The sequence below is a fragment of the Parendozoicomonas verongulae genome, assembly GCF_009711465.1.
GTDB classification, from domain to species: Bacteria; Pseudomonadota; Gammaproteobacteria; order Pseudomonadales; family Endozoicomonadaceae; genus Sansalvadorimonas; species Sansalvadorimonas verongulae.
This window is the reverse complement of sequence record NZ_SMME01000867.1, coordinates 1-21656: the sequence shown is the minus strand read 5'-3', so window position 1 is coordinate 21656 and position 21656 is coordinate 1. Positions and strand designations below refer to the sequence as shown.

The window sequence follows — 21656 nt, the reverse complement described above, 5'->3', positions numbered from 1 at the left end:
TTGGCTATGGCGGGCTGCCGGAAAAAGGGAAAGATATGAGTCGCAAATATTTCGGAACAGATGGTGTTCGGGGCCGGGTTGGTGAGTTTCCGATCACACCGGAATTTGTACTGAAGCTGGGTTGGGCTGCGGGTAAGGTGTTTGCTGGTCACGGTGCCAACCGGGTTTTGATTGGTAAGGATACCCGTTTGTCTGGGTATATGTTTGAGTCGGCGCTGGAAGCTGGCTTGTCAGCTGCGGGCGTGGATGCCTGGCTGCTTGGTCCAATGCCAACCCCCGCCATTGCTTATCTCACGCGCACATTTAACGCCAATGCCGGCATTGTGATCAGTGCGTCTCACAACCCCTATTACGATAATGGTATCAAGTTCTTCTCCTCCCAGGGTACAAAGCTGCCAGATGCGGTTGAGCTGGCCATCGAAGAGATGATGGATCAGGATATCGAGGTTTGTGATTCTGCCAGATTGGGCCGCGCTAAGCGCGTGGAAGATGCCGCTGGCCGTTACATTGAATATTGCAAGGCTACGGTACGTCCTCAGTTGGATCTGTCTGGCATGCACATTGTTGTGGATGCCGCACACGGAGCGACCTATCACGTTGGCCCGGATGTCTTTCGTGAGCTGGGTGCGCAGGTGGATACCATTGGTGTAAATCCTGATGGCCTGAATATCAATAAGAATGTCGGCTCTACTTACATGGGTGCTCTTAAAGAGGCTGTTGCCGAGAAAGGTGCTCATCTGGGTGTTGGCTTTGATGGTGATGGCGACCGCGTTTTGATGGTGGATCACACGGGTCGTGAAGTGGATGGCGACGAGCTTTTGTGCATTATTGCCCGTTATCGTCATGCTCAAGGTGAGCTGGCCGGTGGCGTTGTGGGTACGGTTATGTCAAACCTTGGACTGGAAAAAGCAATGGAAGGCGCAGGCATTCCATTTGTTCGTGCTAAGGTTGGTGATCGTTATGTTAATGAGCAATTGCTGGCAAAAGGCTGGCAATTGGGTGGGGAGTCCTCTGGTCATTTGATCTGCCGCCATGTTTCTACGACAGGAGATGGTATTGTTGCCGCCTTGCAGGTTCTGCGAGTAATGGTAGGTACCGGCCGTAGTTTGGCCGATCTTTGTGGTGATATGGTCAAGTATCCGCAAACCATGATCAATGTGCGGATGTCTGAGAGGATGGATCCTCAGGCTAATACCGCCATTGTCGACGCCATTGCTCAAACCGAAAGCGAGCTGGGTGGCCGTGGTCGGGTTCTTCTGCGAACGTCAGGGACCGAGCCGCTGATTCGTGTCATGATCGAAGGTGATGATGCTGATGAAGTGTCTCAGCGTTGTCGCGCCCTTGCTGATGTTGTGGAAGCTGAACTAGGGTAGCAGCAGGCTACTGGCTCTCCATTTCTCTCTGTTTTCACTGTGATCGCACCTGTAAACACAGCTGTGATCGCAGATTTTGGTTGTATGCCCCATTGTCATGTATGTTGAGCATACGCTAACATTCCGTCCCTTCTCATAATGAGGTTTTGTATGCGTAAGCCGCTTGTTGCCGGTAACTGGAAAATGAATGGAACCCGTGAAACAGTGTCCGCACTGCTGGATGGGTTGCAAACCGGTTTATCTGGCGAAAAAGAGCTGGGCAATAAGGTGGATATTGCTGTATTCCCACCGGCAATTTTTGCTCAGCAGGTGGCAGATGCACTCACTTCAACCGCCGTGTCCTGGGGGTTGCAAAATATCTGCACTGAAGAAAAAGGTGCTTTTACCGGTGAAACATCTGTTGTCATGGCGCAGGAATTTTCCTGTACTATGGTTCTTGCTGGTCACTCCGAGCGTCGCTCCCTTTACGGTGAGACTGATGCTGATGTTGCTGCCAAGGTTGACCGTGCAGGTCAGGCTGGGCTGATTCCTGTACTGTGTGTAGGCGAATCGCTTGAAGAGCGTGAAGCTAACCAGACTATGGAAGTTGTGTCCCGTCAGGTAAAAGCTGTACTTGAACAGGCTTCCCCTGCATCTCTGGAAAAGCTGGTTATTGCCTATGAGCCTGTTTGGGCTATCGGTACTGGCCTGACAGCGACTCCAGAGCAGGCTCAGGAGGTTCACGCCTCTATTCGTGAGCTGCTGGCGAAGCATGATGCAGATATGGCAGCCCGTACCCGGATTCTATATGGTGGCAGCGTTAAAGGTTCCAATGCGGCAGAAATTTTTGCCGGGCCGGACGTTGATGGTGGTCTCGTAGGTGGTGCGTCTCTGAACGTACAGGACTTTCTCTCTATCTGTCGTGCTGCGGATTAAAGAATGGAAACAGTAATTCTAATAGTTCATGTTTTAGTAGCTTTGGGCCTGATTGGCCTGATCATGTTGCAACAGGGGAAGGGGGCCGATACTGGTGCATCCTTTGGTGGCGGTGCGTCTCAGACGGTTTTCGGTAGCTCCGGCTCCGGTAACTTTCTATCTCGTACAACCGCAATTCTGGCAACTGTGTTCTTTGTCACCAGTGTGACCCTGGCTATGCTGGCCAAAGACAAGGCTGATGCACTGGCTAACGGTGGTGTTCTGGGTGTACCTGAAGCTGTTCAGGGCGTTCCTGCTCCTGCTGATCAGGGAATCCCTGCTGCATCCTCAGATGTTCCGGAAGTCGGTGATTTTACAGTAGATTCTTCTGAAACTCCTGTGTTAGACTCTGCCGCGTCTTCTGAGGGAGATGCCCCAAAGGTGGAAGCTAATGTGGGCAATGAGACTAAGTAGATCTTATTGCTGTCAGTGTTTCTATAAGTCGGTGGTATTGCGGCTCAGAAGCACTGATTAAGCCGAAGTGGTGGAATTGGTAGACACGCCATCTTGAGGGGGTGGTGTCCTATGGACGTGCGGGTTCAAGTCCCGCCTTCGGCACCAGTTTTTAAAGGAATTAGCAGAAGAGTTTGCAATGTGAGCTCTAGAATTGCTGAGGAATCTTGCTCAGTAAGTTGTCAGGCGGGCTTATTAAGATGGCTTTGTTTGACGGCTTGCAAGTTTTGGCAATATAATTTCAGAGTTTTTGGTGCGGGGTGGAGCAGCCTGGTAGCTCGTCGGGCTCATAACCCGAAGGTCGTCAGTTCAAATCTGGCCCCCGCTACCAACTATTAAGAAAAGCCCCTCAGTGAGGGGCTTTTTGCTATGATCCAAAAAGCTCAGGCAAGCGTTGCTAGAAGTATCTCTTGCTCTGGTCTGTAGTATTGGCAAACTGACAGATGACTAATCAGTTAGTAATTTGATCGGAGATTGATCGGATTTCGGGTTATCCTGAACGGAATATCTGAACATGTATTAGGAATTCGAACTATCGGCTTTCAGCAGGTTTGGCCGCTGATGTCAGATGAGATTCGATTTTACATGGACGCCACTGGCTGACACCTGTCATCTGGAGGTGTCAGTCGAGGATGGGCTTTTTAGCCCATTTTTTGTTGCTGTTACGTGGAGCTTTTCGTGTAGCAGTTTTTGTCGTGAGTGCGAGGGCGTGTGTAGTGGCAGGCAAGCTAGAAGTACTGTCCGAGCTTGTTGAACCCATTGTGAAGTCGCTGGGATGCGTACTCTGGGGTATTGAGTTCGTTTCACAGGGCAGACAAACACAGTTGCGGGTGTTCATCGACAAGGAGAGTGGTGTCGGGCTGGAAGATTGCGAAAGCGTAAGTCGCCAGTTCAGTGCGGTTCTTGATGTCGAAGATCCAATTGCCGGTGAGTACACTCTTGAAGTGTCATCTCCGGGTCTTGATCGTCCGCTGTTCACACTGGAGCAGTATGCGGACCTGGCAGGTAACCAGGTCAATATGCGCTTGCGGGTACCTTTTGAAGGTCGCCGTAAGTACCGGGGAGTGATCCAGGGCGTGGAAGGTGATGAAGTGGTTATCGTTGCAGACGATCATGAATACCTTTTTCCCTTTGACACCATCGAAAAAGCGAATGTGATACCGCAGTTCTGATGCCTGCCCAAGAGGAGTTATCCTCAAGGAATGGATCCGAAAGGGAAGAACCGGTTTAACGATACGCGAGGCAGAGCATGAGCAAAGAAATTCTGTTGGTCGTTGAATCCGTCTCCAATGAAAAGGGAGTACCGCCCGATGTTATCTTCGAGGCGATAGAGACTGCCCTGGCGACGGCAACAAAGAAACGTTACGAGACCGAAGTGGATATTCGCGTTGCGATTGATCGGGCAACCGGTGATTATGACACGTTCCGCCGCTGGACCATCGTAGCTGATGAAGATTTTGAAATTCCTGGCGCTCACTTCACCCTGGATGAGGGTAAAGAGAAGGATGAGAGTCTGGAAATTGGTGATATCTGGGAAGAGCCGGTAGAGTCTATCGCCTTCGGGCGTATCGCCGCACAGACCGCCAAGCAGGTGATTGTCCAGAAAGTTCGCGAAGCAGAGCGTCGCCAGATGGTCGACTCTTATCGCGATAAGCTGGGTGAGCTGGTCAACGGCACCATTAAAAAGGTGAATCGTGACACCCTGATTGTTGATCTGGGCAACAATGCGGAAGCCGTCCTGCGCAAGGATCAGGTGATTCCTCGCGAAACTTTCCGCATGAGCTCCCATGTTCGCGCATTGCTGCACTCTGTATCTGAAGAGAACCGTGGTCCGCAGCTGATGATGAGCCGTACCTGCCCTGAAATGCTGATCGAACTGTTCCGCATTGAAGTGCCAGAGATTGCAGAAGAAGTTATCGAAATCAAGGCCGCTGCCCGTGATCCGGGTTCCCGCGCCAAGATTGCGGTGAAAACCAATGACGGCCGTATTGACCCTGTGGGTGCCTGTGTGGGCATGCGCGGTTCCCGTGTACAGGCTGTTTCCAACGAGCTGGGTAACGAACGTGTTGATATCGTTCTGTGGGACGACAACCCTGTTCAGTTCGTAATTAACGCCATGCAGCCAGCCGAAGTGGCATCCATTATCGTGGACGAAGACAACCACACTATGGATCTGGCTGTAGCGGAAGACAACCTGGCCCAGGCTATCGGTCGAGGCGGACAGAACGTTCGTCTGGCAGGTGAGCTGACCGGCTGGAACCTGAACGTGATGACCGAGCAGGATGCTGAAGCCAAGCAGCTTCAGGAAGCCGACAAGCAGGCTCAGGTATTTGTCGACCATCTGGATGTGGATATTGATCTTGCCCGTACTCTGGTAGGTGAAGGTTTTACCACTCTGGAAGAGGTTGCCTATGTTCCGGTTGAGGAAATGACCGGAATTGAAGGTTTTGATGATGAAGTGGTCAACGAGCTGCGCCAGCGTGCCAAGGACCGTCTGCTGACTCAGGCAATTGCCAAAGAGGAGCGACTGGAAGGTGCACAGCCAGCGGAAGATCTGCTCGGGCTGGACGGTCTGAGTGAAGAGCTGGCTTACGAGCTGGCCGCTAAGGGTGTGAAGACCCTGGAAGATCTGGCAGAGCAGGCAACTGACGATCTGGAAGATATTGAAGGCCTGAGTGCAGAATCTGCTGCAGAGCTGATTATGAAGGCACGGAATATCTGCTGGTTCGGAGAAGAGAACTGAGCTGGCCACTGAGAGGAGAAGTTTTATGGCAGATGTAACGGTATCACAACTTGCCGAGGTGGTCGGAGCTCCGGTTGAACGCCTGCTCAAGCAAATGAGCGATGCAGGTTTGCCCCACAAAAAGGGCGACCAGGCTGTTTCTGACAAAGAGAAGGCGGCATTGTTGGCTCACCTGCGTCGTAACAACAGCGGCACTGTTTCTGCTGCGGACCTTCCTGCGGATGCAGAGCCCAAGCAGGTGACTCTGAAGCGCAAGACTGTTAGCCAGATGAAAGTGGCTGGCGGTGGCAAGAACAAGATTGTGAACGTGGAAGTGCGCAAGAAGCGTACTTACGTGAAGAGCGACGCGAAAGCTGATCTCGAAGCTGAGAAAAAGCGTCGCACTGATGAACGTGGCAAGAAAGACGACAAGGCAGCTGCCGATCGTCGTCGTGACAATGTCCGTCGTGATGAAGACGATACCCGCCGTAAGGAAGGGGCTCGTCGCAGGAATGATGAAAGCGGCCAGCGTCGTACTGACAGTCGCTCCGACCATCGTACTGACGGGCGTTCCGATAATCGCTCTGGTGCAGGTCGTAATGATAACCGTCGTCCTGCTCCGGCTGCTGGTGCAGCGCCAGGTGCTGATGCGCCACCACCACCTCCAAGTGATGACGATCGTCGTCGTCGTCGCGCGGCTCCTGCCAAGAAGAAGGGCGAGAGTCGCAGTGATGATGGTGATCGTCGTCGCAGTCGCGGTGGCAAGGGTCGTAATGGTCGTGATGATCGTTCCCGTAAGCCGCTGTCCCGTAAGCCGTTCAAGTCTAAAGAGCTTGAGCAGCACGGCTTTACCAAGCCTACTGCCGCTGTAGTTCGTGAAGTTGCTGTTCCTGAAACCATCACAGTTGGTGAACTTGCTAACAAGATGGCTGTTAAGGCCGCTGAAGTTATCAAGTACATGTTCAAACTCGGCACCATGGTGACTATCAACCAGGTGATTGACCAGGATACTGCAGCCATCGTGGTTGAAGAGATGGGTCACAAGGTGAAACTGGTGAACGCGGACGCTCTGGAGGATTCTCTGGAGGATGCAGTAGCGGCGGATACTGGTGAAGCGATTTCCCGTGCACCTGTTGTTACCGTTATGGGTCACGTTGACCACGGTAAAACCTCCCTGCTGGACTACATCCGTAAGGCCAAGGTTCAGGCTGGTGAAGCTGGCGGTATTACCCAGCACATCGGTGCTTATCACGTAACCACTGATCGCGGCATGATCACCTTCCTGGATACTCCAGGACACGCGGCGTTTACCGCAATGCGTGCCCGTGGTGCCAAGGCGACCGATATTGTAATCCTCGTGGTTGCAGCCGACGACGGCGTAATGCCTCAGACCGAAGAAGCTGTTCAGCACGCGAAAGATGCTGGCGTTCCTCTGGTTGTTGCTGTGAACAAGTGTGATAAGGAATCTGCTGATCCGGATCGTGTTAAGAACGAACTGTCTCAGCGTGCCGTTATCCCTGAAGACTGGGGTGGTGACACTCAGTTTATCGAAGTATCTGCCCACACCGGTCAGGGTATCGATGATCTGCTGGAAGCAGTTCTGCTGCAATCTGAAGTTCTGGAACTGTCTGCTGTTGCTGAAGGTCCTGCGAAAGGCGTGGTTATCGAATCTCGTCTGGACAAAGGCCGTGGCCCTGTTGCTTCCGTACTGGTTCAATCCGGTACCCTGAACAAAGGCGACAATGTTCTGGTTGGTCAGCAATATGGTCGTATCCGTGCCATGCTGGACGAGAACGGTAAGCCAATCGATAAGGCTGGCCCCTCCATTCCGGTTGAGATTCTCGGTCTGGACGGTACTCCTGACGCCGGTGATGAAATGCTGGCCGTACAGGACGAGCGCAAGGCCCGTGAAATTGCACTGTTCCGTCAGGGCAAGTTCCGTGAGGTTAAGCTGGCCCGTCAGCAGGCAGCCAAGCTGGAAAACATGTTCAAAGACATGGGTTCCGACGAGAAGCGTACCCTGAAGGTTGTTCTGAAGACCGACGTACGTGGCTCTCTGGAAGCGATCACCGCTGCGCTGCATGAGCAGGGTAACGATGAAGTGGATGTTAAGGTTATCTTCGGCGGCGTAGGTGGTATCACCGAAACTGACGCCAACCTGGCGCTGGCTTCCAATGCTATCCTGATCGGCTTTAACGTTCGTGCGGATGCTGCATCTCGCCGTATCGTTGAAAACGAAGGTCTGGGCCTGCGCTACTACAGCGTTATCTACGACATCATTGATGACGTGAAGCAAGCGCTGACTGGTATGCTCAAGGCCGAGTTCCGTGAGCAGATTGTGGGTGTTGCCGAAGTCCGTGATGTATTCCGTGCGCCTAAGATCGGCGCTGTTGCCGGCTGTATGGTTATCGAAGGTACTATGTTCCGCAGCGAGCGCATCCGCGTTCTCCGTGAAGATGTGGTGATCTACGAAGGCGAGCTGGAATCCCTGCGTCGCTTCAAGGATGACGTTAATGAAGTTCGCACCGGTTACGAATGTGGTATCGGTGTTAAGAACTACAATGACGTGAAAGTTGGCGACAAGATCGAGGTGTACAAGTCTGTTGAAGTTGAACGGACTCTGTAATTCCCTGACGTTCTCTGTCTAAAACAGAAGGCGTGCGGCATAGGCGGTTAGACGTCACCGCACGCTTTTTTTATTTGAGCTGTTTTAAAAATGCCAAAAGAATTCAGTAGAACCCAGCGCGTGGGTGACCAGATCCAGCGTGAACTGGCCACGATTCTACAGCTGGAAATGAAAGATCCCCGCCTCGGTATGGTCACTGTCAGTGGTGTTGAGGTGAGCCGGGATATGTCCTTTGCAACGGCCCATGTCACTTTTCTGGGTATCGATGGTAAGGAAGCCATTGAAGAGGCGGTTGAGATTCTGACGGAAGCATCCGGTTTCCTGAGAACTGAACTGGCCCGCCGTATGCGTATGCGCTTTACACCGCAGCTGCGCTTCCGTTATGACGAAAGTCTGGTGCGCGGTCGTCGTCTGTCCTCTTTGATTGATGAGGCTCGCGCAGATGACACGCAAATCGAAAGCCTTGAGAAGGATGACGAGGAGAAGTAATCATGTCTGGTCGCAGACGTTTCCGTGGCCGCCCGGTCAACGGTATTGTGGTTGTTGATAAACCAATCGGTGAGTCTTCTAACGCAGTTCTTCAGCAGGTTAAGCGTTTGTACGGTGCGGCCAAGGCCGGCCACACCGGCAGCCTTGATCCGCTGGCCACCGGTGTTCTGCCAGTGTGCCTGGGGGAAGCGACCAAGCTGTCCCAGTATCTGCTGGACTCCGACAAAAGCTACCGCACAACAGCTAAGCTGGGCATTCGCACCAATACGGGGGATGCGGAAGGTGAAGTCGTTTCTGAGCGTCCTGTGGCGGTGACAGAATCCGATCTCGAACCTGTGCTGGCCAGGTTCCGTGGCCCGATTGAGCAGGTTCCCTCCATGTTCTCCGCACTGAAGCACAATGGTAAGCCGCTGTACGAATATGCTCGTCAGGGTATTGAGATTGAGCGCCCTGCTCGCAAGGTGAACATCTACCGTCTTTCTCTGATCGAGTTCCGTGGCGATGAGCTGGTGTTGGAAGTGGACTGCAGTAAGGGCACTTACATTCGCAGTCTGGTAGAAGATATTGGTGAAATGCTGGGCTGTGGTGCACACGTTGCCGAGCTTCGCCGTCTGAAGGCTGGCCCTTATGAAGAGGTGCAGTCCTTTACTGTTGAGGCGCTGGAAGAAGTACGTAACGGTGGCGGTCATGCCGCTCTGGATAATCTTCTGCTGGCTCAGGATTCTGCTGTAAGTCACTGGCCTGCGGTGATGCTGGGCGAATCCAGCAGCTATTACCTGACGCAAGGGCAGCCGGTACAGGTCTCCCGTGCACCAACCTCTGGTTTTGTGCGTATCTACCGTCAGATTGAAGATGCGCCCAATACGTTCCTGGGTATAGGTGAGATTCAGGATGATGGCTTGGTTGCACCACGCCGGTTGGTTGCCACTAAAGGCTAAAGTTAGTGGCTAGCCCGGGTCATAACCGGGCTGGCACACTATCAAGGGACACTGACATAGAAATCTTCTGACGTTATTAATGTGCTGCCGTTGCCACAGGGATATCTATAGGGTTGCAGTCAGCCCTCAGCATTTTGATAACTGATACCAGGGCGATACCAAGCACAACCATCAGTGGAAGTGCAAAGATCAGACTCACACTCTGCAGTATGGCCAGCCCGGCACCGGACATCATGAGTACTATGGCCAGAGCTGAAGGGAGGATGCCCCACAGCAGCATAAGCTTCTTGCTTGGGTTCAAGTCCCCATTCGCAGAGATCACACTCAGAGTGTAAGTTGATGAATTGAGTGAAGTGATTAGGCCAAGGAACAGAGCGAGAATAATTCCATAGGAAATAAGAGAGCCCAGAGGGAAGTGTTCAAAGACCAGATAGTTAGCCAGTGGTGCATACTGCGCAGCTTCTCGAAGGACTTCTTTACTGGAAAGAAGAGCGGTTGTTCCCAAGCCTGAACCCCAGATATAAATGGCTACTGGCGGTGTCAAAATAGCCCCAAGAATAAACTCACGAATTGTGCGACCTCGGGAGATTCTGGCGATAAATGGACCGACAAAGGGGGACCATGCAATGGCCCAGGCAAAGTAAAACAGAGTCCATTTGCCATACCACTGAGCATCATGGGCGAAAGTGGGAAGCTTTAAGCCTTCCTGAAAAAAGCTGTTAAGGTAGTTGCCGGTTGATGTGAGAAGGACATTAATCATGGTGGTGGTTTCGCCAAGGGTATAAACCATGGCCAGCATCACAATGACCAGCACGGCAAAAATATCTGAGACGTATTTGATGCCTTTTTTCACTCCAGTCATCGCACAGGCAATGACAATGGCTGTAATCCCGATAACCAGAACGGTTTTTATAGTCATGGTGTCGGGTACACCTAACATGTGGCTGAGGCCACTGTTAATTCCCAATGCTGCGAGCCCTGTGGATGTCGCGACACCGGAAGCGGCGGCCAATACACAGATAATATTGACAAGCTTTGCCAATTTTCCCTTGGTTTTATCTTTTCCCCAAGGGAGAAGAATATTGCTGACCATCCCGCTTTGGTTTTTACGGAACATCAAATAAGCGACAGCCAGGCCGAGAACTGCGAACATAGACCAGGCCTGTACACCTTGGTTGAGAAAGAATTTTTTGAAAGCAAATGCTGCGGCTTCAGGGGTTTCCGGTGCAATTCCACCTATCGGGTGGACGTAGTGGGACACCGGCTCAGCGATACCCCAGATGATCATTACTGTACCCATGCCAGCGGAAAACAGCATGCCAAGCCAGGAGAAGGTGCTGAACTCCGGGCGGGAGTCGACTGGCCCCAGTCTTATATTGCCGTACTTACTGAAGGCGATAGCAAGCAGAACCAGTACAAAGGTAAATGTGCCCCCTGAATAGACCCAGCCAAACTTGTTGATAATGTAATTCATGGTGGCAAGGCTCAGGCTGGCCAGGGAGTCTGGAGATATAAGGCCCAGCGTGATAATGCAGCCTAACAGTATGAGGCTGATGATAAGTATTTGATGATCGCCCTTTTGATGGTTATTCGGCTTTATTGTCGTCTCTTTCATGCTCAGAAATTGTCCTGTTTATCTTTGAGCGGAAGCCTTACAGGCTTCCGCATAGAAGCTGGTAGAGCGCTTGATGTATCGACAACTCCGCTGTTAGTTATTTCGTTCGTGGAAAATAAATCCAATACTATTCATAAGAACCTGGGCGGCCAGAATTGCAGTGGAGCCTGTAGGGTCGTAGGCAGGAGCCACTTCCACTAAATCCATGCCGATAATGTTCCCCCTGCTGCGCTTAGCCAAAGCCTGAATGATTTCAATAACATCATAATATTGGAAACCGCCATGGCTGGGAGTTCCGGTACCTGGGGCAATGGAAGGATCAAAGCCATCTATATCAATGGTTATGTAATAAGCCTTATCTTTTGGAATACGATCGAGAACACCTTCTACTCCCAAGCGCCTTACATCACGTACGGAAAGGATATCTGAGCCAGCTTCCCGGGCTGCATTAAAGTCAGAGCGGTTGGAAGAGGAGACGTTGCGAATACCCATTTGGGTCATGCCGGTAATGTTACTCATCTCGGAAGCACGGCGGATGGGGTTACCATGCCCTTCTCGAACACCATGGCGCTCATCAACAAAATCAAGGTGAGCATCAAAGTGAATAACATGAATAGGGCCTTTATCTTTATAGGCTCGCAGTACGGGGGTGGTGATAGAGTGGTCGCCGCCAATCACAACAGGCATGGCTCCAGACTCTAATATTTTGCTGACTGCAAGCTCTGTGTTGGCATGGCTTTGGTGCATATCAGTATGAACAATATCGGCATCACCCACATCGACAATCTTTACCTCTTCTTCTGTCAGGTAAAGAGTGTCAGATTCATGATCGTAAGCACCAGAGTGGCCAAATGAAAACAGAGTTGAGGCTTCACGCACGGCTCTGGGTCCAAATCGTGCGCCGGATCGCCACTGGGTGCCCATATCATTGGGAACGCCCAAAACAGCGACGTCTGCTTTGATATTTTCCCAGTCCGTGCAAATCTCGGATTTGGCAAAGGTACAATGTCCTACGAATGGCAAGTTCAGACGGCCAGCCTCATAACCATTTTTTTCCATGATCAGTCATCCCATTGATTGGCGATTAGAGAAAGCTAGATCAATGTAGCGCTAGCTTTAGATGGATAAAATCCTTCATATCTGTTGTTTATATCGAAAAATACGATGAGATTAAAAAATAAGATTTTAGTCATCTTTAATTACTTTTAACGACTGGTGGCGTATGAAACAGGTACAGGATGTTGATTTAAAGCTACTGCGAACATTTGTCGAAATTGTTAATAGCGGTGGGTTTTCGGCGGCTCAGTCGGTATTAAATATTGGTCAGTCCACAATCAGTGAATATATGAACCAGTTGGAAACCCGTTTGGGTGTCAAGCTTTGTTCACGGGGGCGCAGTGGCTTTCAGCTGTCCGAGCCAGGAAGAAAAGTTTATAACGCAGCACTGCAGTTGTTGCGCTCTGTTGAAGAGTTCCGCATTGAGGCTACACATCTGGCCGAGTCACTTGAGGGTGAGTTAAGAATTGGTTTGATTGACAACACTATTACCAATGCAGAGTTTCGTTTTGTTGATGCTGTTCGAAAGTTCAATAACATAGCTGAAAAGGTACGCATATATATCCAGGTGCTTTCCCCCCATGAGCTGGAGCAGAGCATACTGAATGGGCGTATCCATGTGGCTGTTAGCCCGTGCCCGATAAAAATTTCCGGAATTTGCTATGAAGAGTTGTTTACCGAGTTACACCTTGTGTATTGCGGTATTGGGCATCCCTTTTTTAAGCAGGAGCCTGTTCTGGAGGATATCTGCAAAAACAAGATTGTTGTTCACGGTTATGAGCATGAGGTTGATTTGAAGATGTTGAATGCAAGTACATCTTCTGCGGTGGTGAACAATATGGAAGCCGAAGCCCTGCTGATTATGACAGGACGTTATATTGGCTTTCTACCCGCCCATTATGCCCAGCACTGGGTGGATCGTGGAGAGCTGAAACCCGTGCTTTCAGACAGTCTTCACTATGAGTCACCGTTTTACTTGATGACCAAGTCCGGAGACAGTCGGTCACAGGTTATGGACGCTTTTCTGGAGCATTTTCGGGCATGTATGAGGGACTTACCACCAAAAGGCCAGCCAACTACGGGAATATAGCCCCTGCAGGGACTGTTCTGGAAGAAAAGAGCCCCAGCTTTCTCCTTGTAGAAGGCGCTTGTTCGTAACTCATCGTTACAACTGAGTGCAATTGCGGGGTGAATAATCCCGAATATGGGTTTAGAATACCGCTTTTGTCAGATGGCGTTCCTTCCAGGGCTCCAAGAGCGATCTGCGGGAGCAAATTCTGGCGTTTCAGGGTGGCTGTTAATATGCGCGGCCAATCCTTTGATTCATGCATATTATTGATTGGAGTTACACAATGTCTCTGACTGTAGAGCAAAAAGCTGAAATCGTAGCTAAGTACGGCCGTGGCGAGAACGACACTGGCTCCCCTGAAGTTCAGGTAGCCCTGCTGACCGCCAACATTGAAGGCCTGCAGTCTCACTTCAAGGCTCACATCCACGATCACCACTCCCGTCGTGGTCTGATCCGCATGGTAAACCAGCGTCGTAGCCTGCTGGACTACCTGAAGAAGAAAGACGTTGAGCGTTACCGCGTTATCATCAAGAGCCTGGGCCTGCGTCGTTAAGATTCTTGATGTCGTTTCATTTGCTGCCTCGAGCGGCATTGAGCGCACAAAGCCGGAAATCAAATGGTTTCCGGCTTGTTTGTATCAGCACACTTTGTAAGTGTGTGATATAAACAGAGAGCACCGCTTCCGGAAACCTCCTGAGGTTAATGGCAGCGGTGTTTTGTTATAACTGTGTATTACAGGTGTAACAGTGTGAGGAGCCGCGATGGAGCGCTTGCTCTCTGTCCGGTGTGAAGGGAAAAGGGTCATGGGGACTGTTTTCTCTTAATTGACTGACTGATCACGGACTCAAGATCAGGGTGCAATCCAGAAGACAGGCTGGTCGGAACTGTTTTGTGGATTGCATCCCAATGAGCATGAAAGTTGCGTAGTCGGTCAGGTACGATGAAATAGTGGAAAGGAAATATATCGTGAATCCTGTAACAAAGACGTTTGACTTCGGTGGCCAGCAGGTCACTCTGGAAACTGGCCGTATTGCCCGTCAGGCTGACGGTGCCGTACTGGCTACCATGGGCGATCTGGTTGTACTGGCGACTGTTGTGGGCGCTCAGTCTGCCCGCGAAGGCCAGGACTTCTTCCCCCTGTCTGTTCACTATCAGGAAAAGACCTACGCAGCTGGTAAAATTCCCGGTGGCTTCCTGAAGCGTGAAGGCCGTCCAAGTGAAAAAGAAACCCTCACCTCCCGTCTGATCGACCGCCCTATTCGCCCTCTGTTCCCTAAAGGTTACATGAACGAAGTTCAGGTGATCATCACTGTACTGTCTACCGACAAACAGAACGACCCGGACATTCTGGCCATGATCGCCACATCTGCGGCGCTGGCTGTCTCCGGTATTCCTTTTGCGGGCCCAATTGGTGCAGCTCGTGTTGGCTTTAACGAAGAGAAAGGCGGCTACCTGCTGAACCCGTCTTACGAAGAGCTGAAAGAGTCTGAGCTGGACATGGTGGTAGCCGGTACTGCCAGCGCGGTACTGATGGTCGAATCTGAAGCCAAAGAGCTGACCGAAGATGAAATGCTGGGCGCTGTTCTGTTCGCTCAGGAAGGTTACAACTCTGCTATCGCCGCTATCGGTGAGTTTGCTGCTGAAGCTGGCAAGCCACAGCGCGAGTGGACGCCTGCTGCTGAAAACACTGAACTGCGTTCCGCTCTGGAAGTAGCTTTCGGTGCAAGAATTGCTGAAGCTTTCGCTATCAGCGAAAAGCAGGTACGTAACACGACTCTGGGTGAACTGCGTGATGCAGCTGCTGAGCAGTTTACTGGTGAGGAAGGTCCTTCCGCTGATGACGTGAAGGGCATGTTCGCCAAGCTGGAAAAGGCTCACGTACGTAACACTATCCTGGATGGCAAACCACGTATCGACGGTCGTGACACCAAGACTGTACGCCCCCTGCATATCGAAGTGGGTGTTCTGCCAAAGACTCACGGCTCCGCTCTGTTCACCCGTGGTGAAACTCAGGCGCTGGTTACAACTACTCTGGGTACTGCCCGTGACGCACAGCTGATCGACAGCCTGGAAGGCGAAAGCCGCGACTCCTTCATGCTGCACTACAACTTCCCTCCTTACTCTGTAGGTGAGTGTGGCCGTATGGGTGGTGTTGGTCGCCGTGAAATTGGTCACGGTCGTCTGGCCCGCCGTGGTGTTGGCGCCCTGCTGCCTACCGAAGAAGAGTTCCCATACACACTGCGTGTAGTATCCGAGATCACTGAATCCAACGGTTCCAGCTCTATGGCTTCCGTATGTGGTACCTCTCTGGCCCTGATGGACGCTGGTGTACCCCTGAAGGCTCCTGTGGCTGGTATCGCCATGGGGCTGATCAAGGAAGACGAGCGTTTCGCCGTTCTGACTGACATTCTGGGTGATGAAGATCACCTGGGCGACATGGACTTCAAGGTTGCCGGTACCTCCGAAGGTGTGACCGCTCTGCAGATGGATATCAAGATTCAGGGTATCACTGAAGAGATCATGGAAATCGCCCTGGAGCAGGCTCTGCAGGCTCGTCTGACCATTCTGGAGCAGATGAACCGCGTTATCGCTACACCTCGTACCGAGCTGAACGAAAACGCACCTATGACCATGACCATGAAGATTCACCCAGACAAGATCCGCGACGTGATCGGTAAGGGTGGTTCCACTATCCGTGGTCTGTGTGAAGAGACTGGTGCGTCTATCGATATTTCTGACGACGGTGTTGTTAAGATTTACGGCGAGAACAAAGACGTTTGTCAGGCTGCCTACGACAAAGTGTACGGCATCACTGCTGAAGCGGAAGTGGGCAAGGTTTACGAAGGTACTGTCGCCCGTATCGTGGAATTCGGTGCATTCGTTAACATTCTGCCTGGCCGTGATGGTCTGGTTCACATTTCCCAGATCGCTGAAGAGCGCGTGAACAATGTGAGTGATTACCTGACGGAAGGCCAGCAGGTTAAAGTTGTGGTTATGGACGTTGATAACCGCGGCCGCATCAAGCTGAGCATCAAAGAGCTGGCTAACATGCAGGATCAGGACTAATTATTTCCTGACCGCTTAAACCTTCTATAAACCCACAAAGGCGACTTCGGTCGCCTTTGTTGTATCTGTATGAAGCTTTCCTGTATCTCTTGTGGAAAGGAGTCCTTTGTGGCAAAAATCGATATGGCATACAGGAATGTCATCGGAACTCTCGCGTATAAAACAGCTCATGGTGATCTTCGGGCGGAAAGAAAATTAGAGAAAGAATTACGAGAGAATAAGAAAGCTGCATCAGTTCTAAGATGGCTTATAAGAAGGGATAAAGTTAAGTGCTACGAGCCAAAGTCGGGGCCTCGAAGGAAAGATAAGACTGCAGACTTCAAGCAATATAAAAAGTCTGCATCTTTCATTTCTGGAGGGCTGCCTAGCTTGGGGAAGAAACGTAGATAAGGAGCATAAAAAAGACGCCCGGAGGCGTCTTTTTTTATGTGCTTAAACTGGAGAAGCGGCTGTGATTACTGCTCGTCCAGGAAGCTGCGCAGGTGATCAGAGCGAGTTGGATGGCGCAGCTTGCGCAGTGCCTTCGCTTCGATCTGGCGGATACGCTCACGGGTTACGTCGAACTGCTTGCCCACTTCTTCCAGAGTGTGGTCAGTGTTCATGTCGATACCGAAGCGCATGCGCAGTACTTTGGCTTCTCGGGCTGTGAGGCCGCCCAGTACGCTGCGGGTCGCTTCGCGCAGGCCCTCTGAGGTCGCAGAATCCACTGGTGAGTGGATGGTGGTGTCCTCAATGAAGTCCCCCAGATGGGAGTCTTCATCATCGCCGATGGGCGTTTCCATGGAGATGGGCTCTTTGGCGATTTTCAGAACCTTGCGGATTTTGTCTTCCGGCATTTCCATACGCTCTGCCAGTTCTTCAGGGGTGGGTTCGCGACCCATTTCCTGCAGCATCTGGCGGGAGATACGGTTCAGTTTGTTGATCGTTTCGATCATATGCACCGGAATACGGATGGTGCGGGCCTGGTCAGCGATAGAGCGGGTAATCGCCTGACGAATCCACCATGTTGCGTAGGTGGAGAACTTGTAACCACGGCGGTATTCAAACTTGTCGACAGCCTTCATCAGGCCGATGTTGCCTTCCTGGATCAGATCGAGGAATTGCAGGCCGCGGTTGGTGTACTTCTTGGCGATGGAGATAACCAGACGCAGGTTGGCTTCGACCATCTCTTTCTTGGCGCGGCGGGCGCGGGCCTCACCGATAGACATCTGACGGTTGATATCCTTGATGTCTGGCAGTGGCAGACCGATATCATCTTCCACAGCCTTCAGCTTGCGCTGGGCGCGGAGGATTTCGACACGCTGGGCCTTCAGGCTGGCAGCCTGGTCGGGGTTGTCTGCGCACAGCTGATCCAGCCATTCCAGGTTGCTTTCGTTGCCTGGGAACTGGCTCAGGAAGGTCTTGCGAGGCAGGCGTGCACGACGGATGCACAGCTGCATAACGGTCTTTTCGCTGGTGCGAATCTGATCCAGTGCGTTACGTACCCGGAAAATCATCAGGTCGGAGACACGGGGGATCAGCTTGATAGCTACGAACAGCTCGGCAGCAGCAGCCAGAGCAGCTTTCGCTTCAGAGCTCTTACGACCATGGGCTTCAATAGCCGCTACAGCAGCTTCGTGGGCTTCAAAGAGTTCGCCGAAGCGGATTCTGGCTTCCTCGGGGTCGGGGCCTGTGTTTTCCTCCTCTTCGTCGTCATCGTCATCATCTTCCAGAGCGTCTTCCGGAATCTGGTCAGCCGCTGTAGCTGGAGCAGGGTCTGGCTCAGGATCGATATAACCGGTGAAGAGGTCGCTCAGGCGGCCTTCTTCTTCTACGATGCGGTAGTAATCGCTGAGAATCAGCTGAATGGTGCCAGGGAAGTGAGCCAGGGCGGTGAAAACTTCACGCTGGCCTTCTTCGATACGCTTGGCGATCTGGATTTCGCCTTCACGAGTCAGTAGCTCTACGGTGCCCATTTCACGCATATACATGCGCACAGGGTCAGTCGTACGGCCCGCTTCCTGCTCTACGGCAGCAAGGGCGGCAGCGGCTTCTTCGGCAGCGTCTTCGTCAGTGGAGCTTTCGTCATCACCGAGGAGGAGGGCATCGCTGTCGGGAGCAGTTTCGAAGACTTGAATACCCATGTCATTGATCATGCGGATGATGTCTTCGACCTGTTCTGGGTCGGAGATGTCATCAGGCAGGTGATCGTTGACCTCCGCATAGGTCAGGTAGCCCTGTTCCTTACCGCGGCTGATGAGTTCTTTCAGTCGGGATTGTTGTTGAGAATTTGCGGACATATCAACCCTTTAACAGCGAGACCCATTCACCACGAAATGTTCCCGGCGCTTTGACAGTAAGCGGTCAATTATAGCGTACAGGACTTGCCATATGCTATATGCCGAGTTTGTAACCCGGCAGATAAACCAGAAATGAAGTGCGTTGGCTTCCCTATGCCAGCGCAGCCTTGCGAAAAGGCTATTTGAGCGATGCCGGAACGACGGGCACCACCGGGAGCTGAGTCTGTAATTGGGGTTGGATTTTTGCTTTTCAACCCCCGGACATGGAATTTTATCAGTGTTTGGCGTCTTTTTCTTGCTTTCTTACAATCCAGCCATCTCGGCTGCGACTGGCTGCCTGTTTCAGACGCTCAATAGCCGTGAGTGGCGTGTCTGGCTCTTGCATATCACCGGTCATGTTCTTCAGACATTGTTTCATGATGCGCTCGGCGTTTTCCATCGGCATGTCTGTGAGCATAAGCTGGTTCAGTCGTTCACCTAATCGGGTTCCGTACCAGCTGCCCAACACGCCGTAGGGGCTTTCGACGGTGTTGCGCATCAGTGACTCGGATAGTGCAGCAAGAAAACGAATGTCGTCGTCTGAGCTGTTGGTATTGAGCTTTTCAGGTTCAATCAGTTTTGCCAGGTCGGGTCTGTCCAACAAAAGCCTGAGTGCACGTTGGGTTGGCTTAAGTTTAACGGCAGGTGCTGTAGACTCTTGCCTGCCTCCTTTAAAGTTTCTGCGTCCACGCTGCTGGTACTGTGCTGAGCTGCCAGCCTCATAGGGTAGAGCAAAATTTTGTTCAGGCACTGTGTGGTAATGTTCACGGGGGGTGTGGTCAACCGGTGCGCTGTGAGACTGCTGTCGTGCAGGAGTATAAGCCTGACTGTTCTGAATGTTGGTCTGCACAATAGACGACACAGCATCTGTGCCAAGGTCACTTAACTCACCCAGCTTTTTGAGCATCAGGGTTTTGAAAGAGCCTTCCGGCAACTTGTGAATAAACGGCGTCACCTTGTGAACAAGGCGGGCTTTACCATCCAGAGTTGTGGTGTCGATTTCCTGCTCGAAGTGGCGGAAAAAGTATACGTCAAAGGGCAGTGCCTGCTGAGTGTCGTTCAGGCGAGCACGGAAAGCATCAGGGCCTTCAGTGCGAACAATGGAGTCCGGGTCTTCCCCTTGGGGAAGGAACAGAAAGCGTATCTGTTTACCATCATCCATTACCGGAATCGCGTTTTCCAGTGCCCGCCAGGCAGCCTGACGACCGGCGTTATCCCCATCAAAGCAGAAAGTCACCTGACTGGTGTGTTTGAACAGGTATGAAAGATGATCGGATGTCGTTGCTGTACCCAGGGTTGCTACCGCATTGGTAATACCTTGCTGCGCCAGTGCAATCACATCCATATAGCCTTCTACCACCAGAATCTGGTTGAGATCCCGGTTGGCTTTTCGGGCTTCATAAAGACCATACAGCTCACGGCCTTTATGGAAAACAGGAGTTTCCGGAGAATTAAGATATTTAGGTTTATCATCACCCAGTACCCGGCCGCCAAATGCAATGACACGACCGCGTTGATCTCTGATAGGGAAGATAATGCGGCTGCGGAAACGGTCGTAGGTGGACTTGCGCTCCTCATTCTCAACCACCAGCCCGGCATCCTGTAGCAGGCGCTGGCGTTCAGGTGTGCTGCCCAGTGCTTGAATCAGGTTGTCCCATCCTGGCGGTGCATAGCCAAGGTGGAATGTGGAAATAGTGTTTGTATCCAGGCCGCGACGCTGTAGATAACTGGCAGCTTCATCCGACTGAGCATGACCTTTCAGTTGTTCGGTGTACCAGTCGGCGGCTTTAGTGAGCAGTTTATAGAGAGTGTCGTACCGCTCCCGTTTCTGAACAGAGCCGCTGTTCTCCCTGGGAACCTGCATACCCGCTCTTCGGGCGAGGGTTTCTACTGCCTCGGGGAAGTCCACATGGTCGTGATCCATGACAAAGCCCACGGCATTGCCGCTGGCTCCGCAGCCAAAGCAGTAGTAGAACTGTTTATCCTGGTTTGCGGAAAAAGACGGGGACTTTTCTTTATGAAACGGGCAGAGAGCCTGATGGTTGCGACCAGACTTTTTCAGGGTAATGCGTTCGCCTATGACATCGATAATATCGGTACGGGCCAATAGGTCATCGATAAAACTCTGGGGGATCAATCCGGCCATAAGCGGTTCAGTGTTCTCGGTGCAGCTGTCAGGTGTTTTTCACTGCTTCAAGGTATCACGGTTTCTCACAATAATGTGATAGAAAGATTTGAGATCGGAATATGGGGAGTGAAAACTGTAGAAGAGGGAAGAGGTGCAGTTTGGGCGATCCCAGCAGGCCTTAAGGTATAACCAACATTATGTTGGCGATAGCTCTACCAGCCTGCAAAGATCTTTTGGTCTAAGCCTGTTTCAAATTATCAGACATCCTGAATGATAACGGCTGAAACGGGTTAGTCCGGCGCTGAATTAGTACAGACGCTCGCGACGACGTTGCTCGCGCTGAACTTTCTTCAGATGGCGCTTGACTGCTGCAGCTGCCTGACGCTTGCGAACTGCAGTTGGCTTCTCGTAATGCTCGCGACGACGAACTTCAGAGAGAATACCAGCCTTCTCACAGCTGCGCTTAAAGCGACGCAGGGCAATATCAAAGGGTTCGTTTTCTTTAACTTTGACAGCAGGCATGCGGGCCTCACCTTCCTTATATATCAGTAGTTTAAAAGTAGTCGAAGATCGACTCGCAAAGTACCCGACAGAATAGAAGGGCATCCGCAAAGGCGCGAATTTTAGAGGTCGCAGGGAGGCGGGTCAATAGCCATCTGTCAAGTGCTTCTGACAATGGCTGTCAGTGTAGCCCACCCTGATGGCTTTTTTCGGGAAGAAATCAGTAGAAATTCTACGAAATAGCCCACTCCCACAGGTGGTTTTCTCAAGGAGGGCACTATATTATTTCCCGCCCATCTGAATCAGAGACACTCCCGCCCCATGAAGGTTCTCGGCATAGAAACATCC

At 51.7% G+C, this 21656-nt stretch carries 17 protein-coding genes and 2 tRNA genes; 14 read left to right on the top strand and 5 right to left on the bottom strand.

Annotated features, from left to right (window positions below):
• Window positions 1-35: 35 nt before the first annotated feature.
• From glmM to truB, 10 genes are all read left to right on the top strand, one after another.
• The gene (gene glmM / locus E1189_RS19210) at window positions 36-1373 is read left to right on the top strand and encodes a phosphoglucosamine mutase (protein WP_155162555.1); all 1338 of its coding nucleotides are present in this window, start codon (window positions 36-38) and stop codon (window positions 1371-1373) included.
• 150 nt (window positions 1374-1523) lie between these two features.
• The gene (gene tpiA, locus E1189_RS19205; RefSeq protein WP_155162553.1) at window positions 1524-2288 is read left to right on the top strand and encodes a triose-phosphate isomerase; all 765 of its coding nucleotides are present in this window, start codon (window positions 1524-1526) and stop codon (window positions 2286-2288) included.
• A 3-nt stretch (window positions 2289-2291) separates the two neighbouring features.
• Complete coding sequence (secG, locus tag E1189_RS19200) at window positions 2292-2741, top strand: preprotein translocase subunit SecG (protein WP_155162551.1); 450 nt, start codon at window positions 2292-2294, stop codon at window positions 2739-2741.
• Between the two features lie 61 nt (window positions 2742-2802).
• A tRNA-Leu gene (locus tag E1189_RS19195) sits at window positions 2803-2888 on the top strand.
• A gap of 146 nt (window positions 2889-3034) precedes the next feature.
• Window positions 3035-3111, top strand: a tRNA-Met gene (locus tag E1189_RS19190).
• A 385-nt stretch (window positions 3112-3496) separates the two neighbouring features.
• A complete protein-coding gene (gene rimP / locus E1189_RS19185) occupies window positions 3497-3952 on the top strand; it encodes a ribosome maturation factor RimP (protein WP_329602125.1) in 456 nt (151 codons plus the stop codon).
• Between the two features lie 77 nt (window positions 3953-4029).
• Window positions 4030-5523: a transcription termination factor NusA gene (nusA, locus tag E1189_RS19180; RefSeq protein ID WP_155162546.1), complete on the top strand. Its 1494-nt coding sequence runs from the start codon at window positions 4030-4032 to the stop codon at window positions 5521-5523.
• A gap of 25 nt (window positions 5524-5548) precedes the next feature.
• Window positions 5549-8128 (top strand): translation initiation factor IF-2, encoded by a 2580-nt coding sequence (gene infB / locus E1189_RS19175; RefSeq protein ID WP_155162544.1) that lies wholly within the window; start codon window positions 5549-5551, stop codon window positions 8126-8128.
• Window positions 8129-8218: 90 nt separating this feature from the next.
• Window positions 8219-8617 (top strand): 30S ribosome-binding factor RbfA, encoded by a 399-nt coding sequence (gene rbfA, locus E1189_RS19170; protein WP_155162542.1) that lies wholly within the window; start codon window positions 8219-8221, stop codon window positions 8615-8617.
• Between the two features lie 2 nt (window positions 8618-8619).
• Window positions 8620-9555 carry a tRNA pseudouridine(55) synthase TruB gene (gene truB, locus E1189_RS19165; protein WP_155162540.1) on the top strand — a complete coding sequence of 312 codons (936 nt, stop codon included), beginning with the start codon at window positions 8620-8622 and terminating at the stop codon, window positions 9553-9555.
• 76 nt (window positions 9556-9631) lie between these two features.
• Here the strand turns inward: truB and E1189_RS19160 are convergent, their stop codons facing one another.
• Window positions 9632-11170 (bottom strand): BCCT family transporter, encoded by a 1539-nt coding sequence (locus E1189_RS19160; protein WP_155162537.1) that lies wholly within the window; start codon window positions 11168-11170, stop codon window positions 9632-9634.
• 93 nt (window positions 11171-11263) lie between these two features.
• Window positions 11264-12229 (bottom strand): agmatinase, encoded by a 966-nt coding sequence (gene speB, locus E1189_RS19155; protein WP_155162535.1) that lies wholly within the window; start codon window positions 12227-12229, stop codon window positions 11264-11266.
• A gap of 163 nt (window positions 12230-12392) precedes the next feature.
• Here speB and E1189_RS19150 point away from each other — a divergent pair, with 163 nt between their 5' ends.
• The 4 genes from E1189_RS19150 (at window position 12393) to E1189_RS19135 (ending at window position 16751) form a co-directional block, all read left to right on the top strand.
• Window positions 12393-13316, top strand: coding sequence for a LysR family transcriptional regulator (locus E1189_RS19150; RefSeq protein WP_155162533.1), 924 nt, complete (start codon window positions 12393-12395; stop codon window positions 13314-13316).
• 262 nt (window positions 13317-13578) lie between these two features.
• Window positions 13579-13848: a 30S ribosomal protein S15 gene (rpsO, locus tag E1189_RS19145; RefSeq protein WP_155162531.1), complete on the top strand. Its 270-nt coding sequence runs from the start codon at window positions 13579-13581 to the stop codon at window positions 13846-13848.
• Window positions 13849-14261: 413 nt separating this feature from the next.
• The gene (gene pnp, locus E1189_RS19140) at window positions 14262-16361 is read left to right on the top strand and encodes a polyribonucleotide nucleotidyltransferase (protein ID WP_329602124.1); all 2100 of its coding nucleotides are present in this window, start codon (window positions 14262-14264) and stop codon (window positions 16359-16361) included.
• A 108-nt stretch (window positions 16362-16469) separates the two neighbouring features.
• Window positions 16470-16751 (top strand): hypothetical protein, encoded by a 282-nt coding sequence (locus tag E1189_RS19135; protein WP_155162529.1) that lies wholly within the window; start codon window positions 16470-16472, stop codon window positions 16749-16751.
• A 65-nt stretch (window positions 16752-16816) separates the two neighbouring features.
• Here E1189_RS19135 and rpoD read toward each other — a convergent pair whose 3' ends face one another.
• The 3 genes from rpoD to rpsU all read right to left on the bottom strand — a co-directional run bounded on the left by rpoD (window position 16817) and on the right by rpsU (window position 21329).
• Window positions 16817-18640, bottom strand: a complete 1824-nt coding sequence (gene rpoD, locus E1189_RS19130) for an RNA polymerase sigma factor RpoD (RefSeq protein ID WP_155162527.1) — start codon at window positions 18638-18640, stop codon at window positions 16817-16819.
• 274 nt (window positions 18641-18914) lie between these two features.
• On the bottom strand, window positions 18915-20825 hold the full coding sequence (dnaG, locus tag E1189_RS19125) for a DNA primase (protein ID WP_230460535.1): 1911 nt from the start codon (window positions 20823-20825) through the stop codon (window positions 18915-18917).
• Between the two features lie 288 nt (window positions 20826-21113).
• Complete coding sequence (gene rpsU / locus E1189_RS19120) at window positions 21114-21329, bottom strand: 30S ribosomal protein S21 (protein WP_155162525.1); 216 nt, start codon at window positions 21327-21329, stop codon at window positions 21114-21116.
• Window positions 21330-21656 lie beyond the last annotated feature (327 nt).